Here is a 16,434-nt window from a genome sequence, read left to right as displayed (position 1 = left end):
TATTGTTGTATGATTAATAAAGCGGTTTAATTTCATGCTAGTAAAAAATATAAACATGATCTTAATCAACAAAGTTGATGCTCAATGTGATTTATTTTCAATAAAAGTTGAAAGATTCAAAAATTATTGAATAATGGGCATAGGAAATGGGGCACTAAAGGTGCAGAGCTAGCTAACAAAGGATATCTGTCTTATGGCAAACAAGTTTGTACTCGTAATTAACTCTGGTAGTTCGTCTTTGAAATTTGCAGTAATTGAATCAGAATCAGGAGACGCATTATTAAGTGGCTTAGGCGAGTGTTTTGGTCTTGATGATTCACGGATGAGTTGGAAATACCAAGGTGAAAAAACAGAAGTTCCAATTAACGATGCTGGTAATCACCATCAAGCAGCTATCGCAATACTTGTGGATTTAGTAACTAAACTTGGCTTGACTGACAGTATTGTTGCTGTAGGCCACCGTGTAGTCCATGGAGGCGAAATATTTAAAAAATCAGTATTAATTGATGAGGCAGTGATAAAAGATATTGAAGCTGTACAAGACCTTGCTCCATTGCATAATCCTGCTAATTTATTAGGTATTCATGCTGCACTAAAAGCTTTTCCGTCGCTACCTCAAGTCGCTGTTTTTGATACTGCGTTCCATCAAACTATGCCTGCGAAAGCATTTACTGGTGGTATCGCCCATGAACTTTACGAGCAGTATGCGATACGTCGTTATGGTTTTCATGGTACTAGCCATTTTTATGTTAGTCGTGAAGCAGCCAAAATGTTAAATAAACCAGTAGAACAGTCGAGTTTTATTTCTGTTCACTTAGGTAATGGTGCGTCAGTATGTGCTATTAATAATGGCGAAAGTGTTGATACCTCTATGGGCTTTACACCGTTAGCTGGCTTGATGATGGGAACTCGCAGCGGCGACTTAGACCCAGGTGTTATTGAGTTTCTACTTAAGAAAGGTTGGAGCCAAGATGAAGTTTTCGACACGCTAAATAAGAAATCTGGTTTCTTAGGTGTCTCAGGCTTAACTAGTGACGCTCGTGGGATTCTTGATGCGATGGAAGAAGGGCACCAAGGCGCAAAACTAGCATTTGAAGTATTTACTTATCGAGTAGCTAAGTATATCGGTTCTTATATGATTTCATTAGACTCACTAGACGGTATTATTTTTACTGGTGGTATCGGTGAAAACTCGTTACCAATTCGCAGTGAAATATTGAGCTATTTGAATCTTCTAGGTTATAAAGAAGATCGTGCAAAAAACGAGGCTGCAAGATTTGGCGCGAGTGGTATTATTACTCAAGAAGGAACACCAGTCGCAATGGTGATCCCAACTAATGAAGAGTTAGTCATTGCCCAAGATGCGATTGCTTTAATCTAATCGATTGCTTCACTTTAAGTGATTGTGTTAACTGCATAGTATGGTAGTTAACAATATAAACATTTGTTTTATGAAAAAGCGGTTATCAATTTGATAGCCGCTTTTTCATGTATCTAGAATTAAGTTGTATCTGTAAACGTTACGCGGCCACTGACTATTTGTATGTTTAATCAATTTTAAATGTTGTTAGTTAGCAAAATTAATGTACTATCTGATGTTACATAAAAATTATGTATAATTTTTAGCCGATTATAATTTATGGCTATATTAATGGTGAAAGTAAAACGGTTTACATCATTTGGTTGAATATATGGATATAGTAATCGCTGGCTTGGGTATTGTTATGCTTGCTGGACTAATGTTGTTTAGTTATCACTTTGCGGCAACTAGAACCGCTATGAGTCAGCCTTCCACAGTAATTTTAAATGCTTCTGGTCAAGTACTTTATACAAGCAAATATCTTAAAGATACGACATGTTTTGGAATCTCATCGGAAGAACTTAAGCACCCAGATTCCGATTTTGTGCATTTTCTCCAGCAAAATTTAGATAAGTCATTTCACTATCAATCTCAAGTCTCTAATTACTATTACTCCTTTATTGGGCATAAGATATATTTTCGAGGGAAAAAATGTTGGCAAGTTACGGTTAGCATCGATTTATCTTGCGTACAACAGGCGGAACAATATTTAGATGATTGTTCTGCCCATAATAAGAAGTTTTTGCAGAACATAATTCGTAATATTCCTGATGCAGTAGGTATGACGGACGAAAGTTTGGTGTATGAAGCATGTAATCAAAGCTTCGTTGAAGCATTGGGCATAGATAATCCTGAACAGTTAATCGGAAAACGTTTAGACGAAGTAGCGGATAAAAGTATCGCTGATAAATTTTCTGATTCAGATCGAAACGTTTTGCAAACAGGAGAAGAGTTTCACATTATTGATGAGGTGGTTGATAAGTTTGGTAATAAACAATGGATTGAAGCTCGTAAATTTACTTATGTTGATGAAATGAGTAATAAGCGTGGGTTGTTTATTGTCGCTCGAGATATCACCGAGCGAGAGTTGGCGAAACAAGCATTGCAGAAAACCAAAGAAGAATTTAGACGTTTAAGCCTGATTGATGGCCTTACTAATATCGGTAATCGACGCTATTTTGATGAAACCTTGCATTCGGTTTGGAATTCACATTTTGCTCAACAAACACCTGTCACTATAATGTTTTGTGATATAGATGAATTCAAAGGCTTAAATGATAAATATGGCCATAGTGAAGGCGACCGAACCTTAATTAAGGTAGCAAGCGCGTTACAAAAATCAATAACTAATGAGCAAGATCGAGTGTTTAGGATTGGTGGTGAGGAGTTTGCATTTATATTGCCAAATACCGACAACAAACAAGCTGATATAATTTCTACCCGAATACATGAGCAAGTTGAAGCGCTTCAAATTGTTCATGATGAATCTAATATAAAACCTGTGCTAACCATTAGTGTTGGCGTTGTTACTTTGATTCCCCAATGTTTAGATTCTGTCGTTGATACGTTAGAAATTGTTGACCGAGCGCTCTATCAAGCTAAATCCAATGGTAAAAACCAAACCTCCTATGCGGCATGAATAACATAATTTCAATGTGAAGTTAACACATCTTCATTCCCTCTACAGGTTTACTATCAAAGATAGCATTTTGTGTTAGCGATGCGTATTACGTCGAATAATTAGGTCGGATAGCCGCAGAGTAATTTCAGTAAGACTAGAGTAACTACTATGACAAAAATTGATCTTGATAAAGACGTTGATAGGACAGGCAGTAATTCCCTGAAATGGGAGTTTATGACAAAAATCTCACCTCATGCTAATGAGGACACGTTGCCGCTATGGGTTGCTGACATGGATTTTCCTTGTGCTCCCGAAATTATTGATGCAATGAATTCTCGAGTTAATCAACAAATCTTTGGTTACAGTATGGCCGACTCAGAGTATTACGAAAGTGTACAAAGTTGGTTTCAGTCGCGGTTTAATTGGTTTGTTGATACTGATGATATAGTGACTACCAGTGGTGTCATTCCTGCACTAGAAAGTCTAATTTCTATATTTTCCCAGCCGAATGAGGGCGTGATTATTCAGCCTCCGGTTTATCATATGTTTGCCACTGTTATAAACAGAACAGGACGAGTAGTAGTAGATAATCCTTTGATCAATAAGCAAGGTATCTATTCAATTGATTTTGACGACCTAGAGAGAAAAGCTAAAGTAGCAAGCAATAAGGTGATGTTGTTTTGTAGTCCGCATAACCCGACTGGGACCGTTTGGTCTCCGGAAGATCTGATTAAAGTCGCAAATATTTGTTTGGAGAATGATGTATTACTTGTAAGTGATGAAATTCATTTTGATTTAGTCAGAAAAGGAGTAACACACTATCCTCTAGCATCATTACTCCCCAATGAAGATAAAATTATTACCTGCACAGCGCCTAGTAAAACATTTAATTTGGCTGGCTTACATATCTCGAATATTGTGATTCAAAACCAACACTTTAAACAGAAGTGGAATGAGAAAGTTGGTCTTTCGTTACCATCTCCTATCGCTATTTCAGCCGTTAAGGCGGCCTATGCTTATGGAGAACCTTGGTTAGAGCAGGTGATTGATTATATCGACAACAACTTTCATTGTGCTAAAAGATACTTAGAAAAAAACTTGCCGAAAGCTCAATTTATCGTGCCCGACGGTACCTATTTTATTTGGTTAGATTTGACTGCTTATGGTTTAACGCCAGCCAAGATAGATGATTTGATGATCAAAAAAGCTAACGTCTTATTAGAGGGCGGAACAATGTTTGGAAGAGAAGGCAAAGGTTATCAAAGAATCAATATTGCCTGCCATCGTGCGATTGTGATGCAAGCGTTAGAGCGAATATGCAGCGCTTTTAACGAGTAAATTATCAATAACTGATCTGTGCTCATCCGTCACACCAGCTTGTCGTTGGTATTTCGGTTGAGTTCTATCGTTTTCGAAAGGATGCTGCCATCCTAGGGTAGTCTCAATAAAATGAATCGCGAAATCTTCAGAAATTTCAAGACATCCGGCTAAAACCGTATCAACGTAGCTTTGCACAATGGGAGCATGTACAGTGGGGTTTTTTATACTGTTCGTTACGTAGACCCATACTGGCTTAGTTGAATCTAATTTAACGGACACATCAATTTTATTATGATTGATTTTAATACGAGAATAGCCTGCCTCTCTAATATCGAACTCACCGAGTGAGCTATCATCAACTTCGAGTAAAACACCGTTAACTTGACCCTCACCAATCTCTATCGCCAAAGGTGATAGTTGGTAGCTATCATCAATCAAACTCCAATGACGAACCAATCCACGGACAACTACTGGGATAGCATCACCAGTTTGTCCGGTCAGTAGGCGTGAGTGAGTGTTGAGTAAGCTTCCATAGCCAAATATATACATAGAGCGTCAGTTTCCTAATTAATATTAAATTACAGAATAAGGTCTTTTATTGTAAAAAATTTTCAAAGATTAAATTTGTACATTAATTGAACATGACTTACATCACATTAACAAATCAACTATGTGATTTATATCACTATTAATCTTGTGTAATGGGTTACAAATAATCATAATGTGATCTATATCTCAACATAATTTTTATTTAAATTTTATAAAGTGTGACATTGATTCTTATTTAGTTGTTGACTTTAACTAAATTAGATAAATGTAATTAAATTACATTAAGTTTTTGCAAGTTGAATCACTTTATTTTTTCTTTGTTATTTATTTATTGTGACTGCCATCACGAATGTTCGGCTCTGAATGAAAAACGCATTTTATGTGTTAAATTTATTGTGTCGAAAAAAAATACGGTTTTAGCGAACCGACAACATAAACTTTTAGAACATCGAACGGGGAACTCTTATGTTATCACCAGAAGCGAAGGTCAAAGTACAGAACTTTGGTCGTTTTCTCTCCAACATGGTAATGCCAAATATTGGTGCATTCATTGCTTGGGGTTTTATTACTGCTCTATTCATTCCAACAGGTTGGATTCCAAACGAGACTTTGTCTTCAATGGTTGGTCCAATGATTACTTATTTGCTTCCTCTACTTATCGGTTATACCGGTGGTAAAATGGTTGCTGGTGAACGTGGTGCCGTCGTTGGTGCTGTTACAACAATGGGCGTTATCGTTGGTACCGATATCCCAATGTTCATGGGTGCAATGATTGTTGGTCCACTAGGTGCACTTGCTATTAAGAAATTTGATGCAGCGGTCCACGGTAAAGTGAAAAGCGGCTTTGAGATGTTAGTTAACAACTTCTCTGCTGGCATCATCGGTATGATCTGTGCGATTTTAGCTTATGTTGTTGTTGGTCCTGCTGTTAAAGCGCTATCTACTGCAATGGCATCAGGCGTAAACGTTCTGGTTGAAACAGGTATACTACCTCTTACATCAATTTTTGTTGAACCAGCTAAGATTCTATTCTTAAACAACGCAATTAACCACGGTATCTTCTCGCCACTTGGTATCCAACAAGCAGAAGAAGCGGGTCGTTCAATCTTCTTCTTAATCGAAGCAAACCCAGGTCCTGGTTTAGGTTTACTACTTGCTTACATGGCGTTTGGTAAAGGTGCTGCAAAACAATCTGCTGCTGGTGCTTCTATCATTCACTTCTTGGGTGGTATCCACGAAATTTATTTCCCATACGTATTAATGAACCCTCGTCTAATCCTAGCTGTTATCGCTGGTGGTTCTACAGGTGTATTCGTTAACGTAATGTTTGACTCTGGCCTTGTTTCTCCAGCATCTCCTGGTTCTATCTTTGCTGTATTGTTGATGACTCCGAAAGCTGCATTCGTTGGTGTTATTCTTTCAGTAATCGCATCGGCTGCTGTTTCATTCTTTGTTGCATCGTTACTGATGAAAACTCAAAAACAAACAGACGATGACGATTCTCTAGAAGAAGCGACTAACCAAATGAAAAACATGAAGTCGACTTCAAAAGGCGCTGCTGGTGCAGACATCAACATGGCTCAAGTGACGAAAATCATTGTTGCCTGTGATGCGGGTATGGGTTCAAGTGCAATGGGTGCGAGTCTTCTACGTAAGAAAGTTGAAGCTGCTAACCTAGAAATTGAAGTTACAAACCTAGCGATTAACAACCTACCACAAGATGTTGATATTGTTGTTACGCACAAAGATTTAACTGATAGAGCGCGTAACCATGCTGCTTCTGCTAAACATATTTCACTGTCTAACTTTTTAGATAACGCATTATATGACAATTTAGTTGCTGAACTTGTTGCTGCTCAAGAGGGTGCAATAAAAAAGCCTGAAGCATCAGTAGACACAAACTCTAGTGATGAAGGAACACTAAAGTTATCAACTGACAACATCTTCTTAGGAATGGAAGCATCGACTAAAGAAGAAGTTATCAAGTTTGCTGGTGAACAACTTGTTAAGTTGGGCAATGTTGCTCCAGAATATGTTGCCGGTATGTTGGCTCGCGAAGAATTAGTTTCTACCTACTTGGGTGAATCTATCGCTGTTCCACACGGTACAATTGAAGCAAAACAACACGTACTAAAAACAGGTATTGTCTTCTGTCAGTTCCCTCAAGGTATTCAATGGGGTGAAGATGAGGATGATGTTGCTAAGATGGTTATTGGCATTGCGGCTCAAGGTGATGAGCATATCCAAGTTATCTCAGCAATTACAAATTCACTTGACGATGAAGAAGCGATTGAATGTCTGAAGTCTACATCTAACCCAGATGATGTTCTTCGAATTTTAAACGGCAATTAATTTCTTGTAATCGACGCTCCTAAGCGAAGTGAACGAGGTCGGCCTTTGCCCCCAATGGCTGACCTCATTTTTTGATTTTAATAACTTTTATTTTTTTGGAATACATATTATGAAAGCACTACATTTTGGCGCAGGTAACATTGGTCGTGGTTTTATTGGTAAATTGCTAGCTGATGCAGGGGTAGAAGTTACTTTTGCAGATGTTAACGAAGAAGTCGTTAATGGGTTGATTGCTCGCAACGAGTACCCTGTTAAGGTGGTTGGCGCTGACTGTAAAGTTGAAACGGTTACAGGCGTTACCGCGTTAAACTCTACTAGCCCTGAAATTGTTGATGCCATTGTAGCCTCAGATTTAGTTACTACAGCAGTTGGACCAACAGTATTAAAAATCATTGCGGGAACAGTGGCAGAAGCAATTGAAAAGCGCTTAGCTCAAGGCATTTCGACTCCGCTTAATATTATCGCTTGTGAAAATATGGTTCGCGGTACTAGTCAACTTAAAGAAGCTGTATTTGAAAAATTAAGTGACGAAGTGAAACCAAAAGTTGAGCAACTGGTTGGATTCGTTGATTCAGCGGTTGACCGAATTGTTCCTCCAGCAGAAGAGGGAGAAACCGATCCTCTAGCCGTTACGGTAGAAACATTCAGTGAGTGGATTGTTGACCAAACGCAATTTAAAGGTGACATACCAAATATTCCAGGTATGGAGTGTACAGATAACCTAATGGCATTTGTTGAGCGTAAATTGTTTACCCTTAATACTGGTCACTGTGTGACTGCTTATTTAGGCTGTCTTGCTGGTCACAATACTATACGTGAAGCTATTGAAGACCAAGCGATTAAGGCTGACGTAAAACAAGCTATGGAAGAAAGTGGTGAAGTTCTAATTCGTCGTTACAGTTTCGAACCTGCCGCACATGCCGCATATATTGAAAAAATTCTAGGACGTTTTGCTAATCCATATTTGGTTGATGAAGTTGATCGTGTTGGTCGTCAGCCATTACGTAAACTTGGTGCCGGTGATCGCTTGATTAAACCGTTACTCGGAACGATAGAGTATGGCACAGCAAACAAAACGTTACTTAAAGGTGTTGCAGCTGCATTGAAATACACCAATAATTCAGACCCACAAGCCGTAGAGCTACAAGAGTCATTAAAAGCTGAAGGTGTGAAAGCTACACTTGCTAAATATACTGGCCTTGACATTGATGGCGAAGAAATAGCCTACGTTGATGCGTTATATGCTCAGCTTTAAGTAATCTTATAAGGAGGGACACTGAGTCCTTCCTTATACTCTATGTAGTAAAGACAAAATATGGTAGATACAGTAGACGAAACAGAAGTAATTGAAAAACTGAATAGTACCACCTCTGTTAGGGCATTTTTTGTCGTAGCTGTCAGTGTTTTCAACGAAGCAGTTGAAGGTCTAATGCATAGAATATTTCAAAAAGATAACTTTGCCGTTCAGTCAGTTGTTGGTCCTTTGCTACATGATACTGGGCCATTGGGTGACGTTAGTGTAAGGTTGAAATTACTTTTTGGTTTAGGTGTTATTCCCGACGCTGTATATCATGATATTGAAGATATAATTAGGTTGCAGAATAGTCTCAACGCTGATTTGTCAGATCATGCATTTACAACTCCTATGGTTTTAGAGTCAATTCAAAACTTGAGGCTGATTAAAAAAATGGGCGTGGTTCATTTTGAACAGCTAGAGCCAGATGGTGATGTTGATATCGAGTTTTACCAAATGCAACAAGCTAGACAACAACAGGTTATAAAATCCAGTTTAGCACTTGCGGTGGTGGAGATATGTCACGAACTAAATAAGGATAGTCCTTTCTAATCTTGCTATGTAAGCTCCGAACAGTCATAGGAGACGTTTAGATTGGGAAGGGCATTTTTTACTATTTCATTTGTTTACCTCAAAAATTATACGTTCAAGTTATTCACCAATACTTAATTTACTTTCCTTTTCTATACTTAAATAATTTGACTGTATAAATACACAGTAATATGATTGCACTGTTCTGATTGATATTCAATCTGTGTGGCGGCAGTTCGCCTTACTTAACAATAAGTGTACATTATGGACTTTATTGAAACCCAGAATTATAAAACGCCCTATGGTGAATTGCTGCTTGCCAGTTTTCAAAACAAGTTATGCATGTGTGACTGGCGCTATCGAAAAATGCGAAGCGCTATAGATAATCGTATTGCAACGAAATTGGGCGCAACATTTGTCGAAAAAGATAATGTTGTACTTCAACAAGCTAGAAACCAGTTTGAAGAATACTTCCAATCAAAACGTCGTGAATTTGATTTACCTCTGCTATTTGTAGGCACAGCTTTTCAAAAGCAAGTTTGGCAGCAACTTATGCTAGTTGGATTTGGTGATACAGCGAGTTATTTAGAATTGGCGCAAGGAATAGGCAATAAAAATGCAGTACGTGCTGTTGCTAACGCCAATGGCGCCAATGCTTTGTCAATTATAGTTCCTTGCCATCGTATTATAGGTAGTAACGGCCAGTTGGTCGGTTATGCGGGTGGCTTAGAAACTAAACGAAAACTACTCATGTTAGAGCAAGATATGTTTGCTTCACTATAATTTCCAGTCTTGCTGTTTTAGCTCAAGTAATGAAGCATATAGAGGACGTCCGCCTATAGCTTGGGCTATAAATGTCGCACCGAAACAAGTGACCATAGTTGGTAGAATGAGTTGATAATTATTAGAAATTTCCACTACTAATACAACACCGGTAAGCGGGGTGCGTAAGCTTCCTGCTATTAATGCTCCCATACTAGCGACAGCGTAAATACCCGCATCAGTTGCAAGAGCAGGTGCAATATCATGGATAAGCACACCATAAGTTAAACCGAAAAATGTCCCTAAAGTTAAAATTGGGGCAAAAATACCACCCGGAGCGCCAGAACCAAAGCACGCAATCGTACCAAACATTCTTAACGTAAAAAACAGAGCCATCACCATCCAAGGAGCAGGTGTAGAAAACAGCTGAGTGATAGCTGGTAAGCTGCCCCCAGATAGAATTGGATAAGTCACATGTAATAGAGAGAAGAGAGCGCCAAACAAAGCGCCTGTAGTTACTAGACGAATCATGCTTGTTCCGTGGTAATGTTTGAACCAGCTGGTGGTACGAAGAATCGTTTTATTAAAGTAGACGCCAATGATTCCGAATAACATGCCCAAAGCCGCAAATGTAGGTAAAGATTGAAGTTGTGGCGTATCAAAGGTAGGAATTAATAAAACAGCGTTTTGGCCATTTAAATATTCCATCACAATAGTGGCGGCTATTACGGCTAACGTAACACATTTTACTGAGGTGAAATTATAACTAAACTGCCTTCGCATCTCTTCATTTACAAATAGAATGGCGGTTAAAGGAGTATTAAATGCGGCGGCAAGACCAGCAGCCGACCCTGCTGCCACTAGGATATGTTGGGCATGTTCAAATTTATGTGCCTTACTTGCTACCATTCGGCCAACTGCACCACCTAATTGAATCGAAGGCCCCCCCCTTCCTAAAATCATACCGGATCCAATCGCAAGTGTTGCTGATACAAACTTAACCGGCAAAATTCGATACCAACGGATATCGTGTTCGCCAGCCAATGCTCCTTCAATATGAGGAATACCACTACCTTCAGCTTCAGGAGCGAATCGATAAGTGAGCCAAAATCCGAGTGCAGCCATAGAAGCCCCACTGAAAACGATAGTGGCAGCTTGAACTAAGAATTGGTCTGGTGAACTATAATCAAGTAGAGATATGCGAAATTCCAGTATCCAATTAATAAAAATATTAAAGTAAGACACAACTATTCCGGCTAATGTTCCAACGATCCCTGATAATAGTACCACAGCAAAGTAATCACTTTGATTAGAGAAAAAATTAGGGATTCGTGTTGGCCGAGAAATTTTTGCCATAATATAAACATCATCTCTATAGTTGGTCGTTAAATGAAGCGTGCTGCATAAGTGACGAAATAATAACATATATTTCTAGTGGATTTATGCGTAATAATTTTTTAAAGCGGTAAACTTACATCACAGTTTTGCTATTTCATTTCGGCAACTATTGCTTTTTTGTAAATATCTACCAGACTTAAAAAGTAAGGCAAAGTCAACCTACTTACATGGAGTTAATTTAATCCGCCTTACATAGATTTTGTTGTTACACACAATATGGATTTAGTGAAATATTATTTATAATCCTCGTTATTTGTTGGAACGTTTTGTTGATTGATTCCATACGCGAACTCACGATTGAGTCTCGAGGTGTTTTAAGGCGTACACAAAGTTGTGCGCCTTTTGCATTTTATAATCGTCAAATATCTCTTATACTCCTTAGCCTATACAGGAGTACACTATGTCACAACAGGTTCCAACCAATATTATTACTGGCTTTTTAGGCACAGGAAAAACAACAGCTATTTTAAGTTTGCTCAAACGTAAACCAAGTAACGAATCATGGGCGGTATTAGTCAATGAGTTTGGTGAGATTGGAATTGACGGCGCAATGCTTTCTGATAGTGGTGCATTCGTAAAGGAAGTACCAGGAGGCTGTATGTGTTGTACTGCCGGCGTGCCTATGTCGGTCGGTGTAAATGCACTACTGCGTATGAAGCCTGACAGGTTAATTATTGAACCCACTGGTTTAGGCCATCCTAAAGAAGTCATAGCGATCTTAACTTCACCACAGTATCGTGATTATGTTGATCTTAAGGCTACTATTGCGTTGGTTGATCCAAGTTATTTTTCTGATGATAGATATACCACTAATCAAAACTTCAATGACCAATTGGATAGTGCTGATATTGTTATTGCTAATAAAGCGGATACCAGTTCAGATTCCGACTTAGCAGAATTTCAAGCCTGGTTTGATAAACAACAACCGAGCAAAGCCGCCTCGAGTCTGGCCACTCAAGGGGAATTTGATTTGCAATTTCTGGATATGGTTCGAAGTGAACAAAATCAACCTTCACATATCGAAACGCATCATCATGACCATGCCAGTATGGAGCCGCAATTTTCGATACCGCCAGGTCAAAACTACACTCGAAAAGAGAACAAAGGGCAGGGGTATTTTAGTTGTGGATGGTTATTTGCACCAGAAATAGTGTTCAGCTTTGACGATATGTTTTCAATGTTAAGTTCGTTAACAGCAGAACGAGTAAAGGGAGTGATCAACACTGAGAAAGGGTGTTTTGCCTACAATGTATCCAATGGCGTTGTGTCAGTAAATGAACTTTCATTAAGTGGTTTTGAATCACGAATTGAAGTTATTGATAGTTGTTTATTGCCGTGGGATCAATTGGAAGGCGTGTTATTACAACTAACAGAAATGTAATGCTCCAAAAATAGAATAATGAGAATTAACAATAGAGAGCTTGTGCCGAGCTCTCTATTGTTCAGTGATAATAATTACCTATTTGATAAAACAGAGTTAATGATGTTAACGTTTATTTCTTAAGTAACGCTTACGACGTTCTTCTTTTTTCTTTATCTGAGCTTCTTGTTTACGCGCTGTTTCAATTTCAACTTCAATCAATTCTTGAGTTATCATACTTGGTAACTCTAGTGTCACTTTACCTAATGTTCCGCTACGCAATTCATGCAACAAGATTTCTGATGCTTTATGGAGATCGACTCTGCCTCCCGCTCGTAAACAGCCACGTTTAGCCCCAATTGCTTCCATTAATTCAATTTCACTATCAGAGAGACTGTCAAGTTGGTAACGTTCTTTTAACAGCTCTGGATACTGTTTGGCTAAATATTCAACAGTGTAAAATGCCACATCTTCATATTCCATTGCCGTATCTTTCACTGCACCAGTTGCTGCTAACCTGAAACCACTATGAGGGTTTTCTACCTTTGGCCATAAGATGCCAGGCGTGTCCGACAATACAATGCCATTTTGCAGGTTGATGCGTTGTTGTCGGCGTGTTACCGCTGGTTGATTACCCGTTTGTGCAATCGTGCGGCCTGCTAACGAATTGATAATGGTTGATTTACCAACGTTTGGAATGCCCATAATCATAGTGCGAATGTTTTTTCCCATATCTTCACGATGAGGGGCAAGTTTACGACACAACTCCATAATTTTTTGCACTTCAGCAGGATTAGACGTGGTAATCGCCATTGCCTTAACGCCTTGCTCTTTTTCTAAGTGTTCGATCCAAAGCTGGGTTAACTCTGGATCAGATAAATCACGTTTATTTAAAACTTTGACACAAGGTTTGTCCCCACGAAGTGAAGATATCAATGGGTTCTCACTACTAAACGGTATTCGAGCATCTAAAACTTCGATAATGACATCGATCTGAGGAATAACTTCTTCAATTTCCTTACGAGCCTTGTGCATGTGGCCCGGAAACCATTGAATCGCGTTGTTAACCATTTGAGTTTATTACCTTTACGTTTTTATGTGTCGCTATGAGGTGCTAACAATTGAAATGAACCTCGATAGTAGCACCATTAGCAATTAAGAATTGTCGGCATTGTACCAGTAATGCTTTTTGAAAGACATTTGAAAGTATGCGATGAAAATTTACTACGAGGTGATTTGTACTAGATGCAACAAGTAAAAGTGGAATGCAATACCGACCAAATAATAGAAGTAACGAAGTGAAGAATATCGAAAGCTGATAGAAACGATAGTTTGTTTAAATCAGCTTGTATTGTTGTTTAGTTGTTATACATGTTGAGAAACGGTTGGTGTCGCATCTGTTTCTTTTTTCGCCCAATAACCGGCGAGAACTGAACCGCTAATGTTGTGCCAAACTGAAAAAATGGTTCCAGCAATTGCCGCGGTAGGTGCAAAGAATTTCATTGCTAACGCGGTTGCTAAGCCAGAATTTTGTAAGCCTACTTCGAAAGCAATCGTACGACATATCTTTTCATCGAAACCAATTTTCTTTGGTATCCAATACCCCATCAACAAACCAATAGAATTATGCAGTACTACCGCTAACGCAACCATAGGGCCGACTTCAACCAGTTTCCCTGCATTTAGAGCTACAACAATAGCAATAATAACCACAATCGCTGTCATTGATATTAAAGGAAATACTGAGTTGAATTTCGCGATGTGTTGGTGGAACAAAGAATTGATGACGACACCGATTAATACTGGAACCAGTACTACCTTTATCAAACTAATGATCATACCTGTTACCGGAATATCAACCGCTTTGCCTGCTAAAACCTCTACCAACAATGGGGTAAATATTACGCCAAGAAGCGTACTAATTGCGGTCATAGTTATAGAGAGTGCAACATCGCCTTTGGCTAAAAAACACATGACGTTACTGCTGGTACCGCCAGCCACGCAACCCACTAAAATTAAACCAACCGTCAAGTCGGCATCAAAGTTGAGTAATATCGCGATAGCGAGCGCAACCAAAGGCATAACGGAGAATTGCAAAATGATTCCAGTGGTTACGGCGCCAATATTTTTACGAATATTACTAAAATCTTTAGGTCTTAAAGTTAAGCCCATTGCTAACATGATAAGGGTTAACAATGGAACGATGGCGCTTTTTAGTCCAACGAACAAGTTTGGCTGTAGAAAAGCAACCGTTGAAAAAAGAATCGCCCATAAAGGGAATAAATTGGTAAACATCCTGATCATATTATTATCCAGTTAAAAGTGTTCTACGAGGGAGCATGTATTGATAACATGCTTTACTTACTTACGCTAGTTTCTCACCAGATAGTTGGATATATTTCTCAATAAATTAGTAAGTTATCAATAATTGTGCCTCATAGTTTAATCAAGCATCTTATTAGGGTTGCAACGCTAAGTCTGCATGCAGAAATATACCTACTCGTGTTAAATCATCTGATGGTGTTAAAGAATCGGATCATTTCAGCTTATCGCTTGGTGGTAACTAAACCAATTGTTGTCAATGTTAAAATCAAAACTATTATTGTTTTGTAACTCAATTTTGTGCATTTTTAGTTGAGCGTACAGTTGTGCGCTGATATTCTGGCGCACAACTGTTCTCTCAATTGATAAGGATAGCGGCAAAGGTTATGGATATAAGTAACAAACCACCGTTAATTTGGTTAAATGTTTTTGTTTTTGCACTAACAGCTATATTGGCGTTAGTTGCAGCCCCTGTATATGGATATTATCAAGGTTATGGATGGGAGCATGCAATTTGGCTAGCTATTGCTTACAGTTTTTGTAACTTATCTATTACCGCTGGCTACCATCGTTTATGGGCGCATAAAGCCTATCAATCACACTCAGCTTTACGTTATATTTACGCGATAGGTGGCGCATTTGCTTTACAAAATAGTGCATTGCACTGGGCGTCAGATCATCGTCCACATCATAAATTTGTCGACCACACAGATAAAGACCCTTATGCAGCAACCAGAGGTTTTTGGTATTCGCATATAGGTTGGATGTTGAGAAATTATTCTGAACAGGATTATGATGATTACAGTAATTGTCGCGATCTACAAAAAGATAACGTGGTTATGTGGCAACACAAGCATTACTTATCGCTGGCGTTACTGACTAATCTTGGTATACCGATCGTGCTCGGTCTTATTTATCAAGATGTGGTCGGTATGTTACTTATTGTTGGTGCTCTGCGCTTATTCTTGAGCCACCATTCTACCTTCTTTATTAATTCATTGGCTCATATTTGGGGGTCGCAACCTTACACAACCAAAAATACCGCACGTGACAATGGGTTTTTAGCTATTTTGACGTTTGGCGAAGGCTATCACAACTTCCACCATATTTTCGAAAGTGATTATAGAAATGGTATTCACTGGTGGCAGTATGATCCAACCAAATGGTTAATTAAAAGTTGTTCGTGGTTAGGTTTAGCTACCAATCTAAGAGTTACACCAACACTCAGAATTGAAAAAGCTAAAGCGTTAGCGTTATTAAGTAAAGTTAACCGCAAGTTAGATGCTGAGCCTAGTAATGCACAGATCAAAGTACGTTTACAGGAAGAGTGCGAGTTGTTGGTTAAATATATGAACGATTATTACGATATTAAGAAAAAGTTACTTGAAGGAAAGAAAGAGACGTTAATTAAACATTATGAACACTCTGTTTTAAAAGTAGAGTACCAACAAATTAAGATGCGGTTTTACCAGCAACGAGTGTCTTGGAATCAACTGGTAAAACAGTATGCATAAGATAAGCCGTTCCAATTATACAGACGCCAAGTACCAGATCTAAGCAAACGT

At 38.6% G+C, this 16,434-nt stretch carries 13 protein-coding genes; 9 read left to right on the top strand and 4 right to left on the bottom strand.

Features of this window, described 5'->3' with window-relative positions; all coding sequences use genetic code 11:
• The first annotated feature begins 193 nt into the window (after positions 1-193).
• From R3X26_RS04005 to R3X26_RS03995, 3 genes are all read left to right on the top strand, one after another.
• On the top strand, positions 194-1,381 hold the full coding sequence (locus R3X26_RS04005; protein ID WP_317715902.1) for an acetate/propionate family kinase: 1,188 nt from the start codon (positions 194-196) through the stop codon (positions 1,379-1,381).
• A gap of 310 nt (positions 1,382-1,691) precedes the next feature.
• Positions 1,692-2,999 carry a diguanylate cyclase domain-containing protein gene (locus R3X26_RS04000; RefSeq protein WP_317715901.1) on the top strand — a complete coding sequence of 436 codons (1,308 nt, stop codon included), beginning with the start codon at positions 1,692-1,694 and terminating at the stop codon, positions 2,997-2,999.
• Between the two features lie 150 nt (positions 3,000-3,149).
• The gene (locus R3X26_RS03995) at positions 3,150-4,319 is read left to right on the top strand and encodes a MalY/PatB family protein (RefSeq protein ID WP_317715900.1); all 1,170 of its coding nucleotides are present in this window, start codon (positions 3,150-3,152) and stop codon (positions 4,317-4,319) included.
• On the opposite strand, the gene R3X26_RS03990 is transcribed toward R3X26_RS03995, so the two are convergent.
• Entirely contained in the window at positions 4,287-4,850 is a 564-nt protein-coding gene (locus R3X26_RS03990; RefSeq protein WP_317715899.1) for a gamma-glutamylcyclotransferase family protein, read from the bottom strand. The two genes, R3X26_RS03995 and R3X26_RS03990, sit on opposite strands and share 33 nt — an antisense overlap.
• 465 nt (positions 4,851-5,315) lie before the next feature.
• Between R3X26_RS03990 and R3X26_RS03985 the strand changes: the two genes are divergently transcribed.
• From R3X26_RS03985 to R3X26_RS03970, 4 genes are all read left to right on the top strand, one after another.
• Positions 5,316-7,202 (top strand): PTS mannitol transporter subunit IICBA, encoded by a 1,887-nt coding sequence (locus tag R3X26_RS03985; RefSeq protein ID WP_317715898.1) that lies wholly within the window; start codon positions 5,316-5,318, stop codon positions 7,200-7,202.
• A 109-nt stretch (positions 7,203-7,311) separates the two neighbouring features.
• Positions 7,312-8,457, top strand: a complete 1,146-nt coding sequence (locus R3X26_RS03980; protein ID WP_317715897.1) for a mannitol-1-phosphate 5-dehydrogenase — start codon at positions 7,312-7,314, stop codon at positions 8,455-8,457.
• A gap of 60 nt (positions 8,458-8,517) precedes the next feature.
• On the top strand, positions 8,518-9,048 hold the full coding sequence (locus tag R3X26_RS03975) for an MltR family transcriptional regulator (protein ID WP_317715896.1): 531 nt from the start codon (positions 8,518-8,520) through the stop codon (positions 9,046-9,048).
• A gap of 243 nt (positions 9,049-9,291) precedes the next feature.
• The gene (locus tag R3X26_RS03970) at positions 9,292-9,810 is read left to right on the top strand and encodes a methylated-DNA--[protein]-cysteine S-methyltransferase (protein WP_317715895.1); all 519 of its coding nucleotides are present in this window, start codon (positions 9,292-9,294) and stop codon (positions 9,808-9,810) included.
• Here the strand turns inward: R3X26_RS03970 and clcA are convergent.
• Complete coding sequence (gene clcA / locus R3X26_RS03965) at positions 9,805-11,145, bottom strand: H(+)/Cl(-) exchange transporter ClcA (RefSeq protein ID WP_317715894.1); 1,341 nt, start codon at positions 11,143-11,145, stop codon at positions 9,805-9,807. The two genes, R3X26_RS03970 and clcA, sit on opposite strands and share 6 nt — an antisense overlap.
• A gap of 442 nt (positions 11,146-11,587) precedes the next feature.
• On the opposite strand from clcA, the gene R3X26_RS03960 reads away from it, so the two are divergent.
• On the top strand, positions 11,588-12,568 hold the full coding sequence (locus tag R3X26_RS03960) for a GTP-binding protein (RefSeq protein ID WP_317715893.1): 981 nt from the start codon (positions 11,588-11,590) through the stop codon (positions 12,566-12,568).
• Between the two features lie 105 nt (positions 12,569-12,673).
• Here the strand turns inward: R3X26_RS03960 and ylqF are convergent, their stop codons facing one another.
• Together ylqF and R3X26_RS03950 are read right to left on the bottom strand one after the other, a co-directional pair.
• Positions 12,674-13,618 (bottom strand): ribosome biogenesis GTPase YlqF, encoded by a 945-nt coding sequence (gene ylqF, locus R3X26_RS03955; protein ID WP_317715892.1) that lies wholly within the window; start codon positions 13,616-13,618, stop codon positions 12,674-12,676.
• Between the two features lie 294 nt (positions 13,619-13,912).
• A complete protein-coding gene (locus R3X26_RS03950) occupies positions 13,913-14,851 on the bottom strand; it encodes a bile acid:sodium symporter family protein (protein WP_317715891.1) in 939 nt (312 codons plus the stop codon).
• Between the two features lie 404 nt (positions 14,852-15,255).
• Between R3X26_RS03950 and R3X26_RS03945 the strand changes: the two genes are divergently transcribed.
• Positions 15,256-16,383, top strand: coding sequence for an acyl-CoA desaturase (locus R3X26_RS03945; RefSeq protein WP_317715890.1), 1,128 nt, complete (start codon positions 15,256-15,258; stop codon positions 16,381-16,383).
• Positions 16,384-16,434: the final 51 nt, after the last annotated feature.

This window comes from Vibrio sp. TH_r3, from assembly GCF_033101115.1.
Taxonomy (GTDB): Bacteria; Pseudomonadota; Gammaproteobacteria; order Enterobacterales; family Vibrionaceae; genus Vibrio.
Note: the sequence above shows the minus strand (reverse complement) of the source record. Positions and strands in the feature narration are given on the sequence as shown.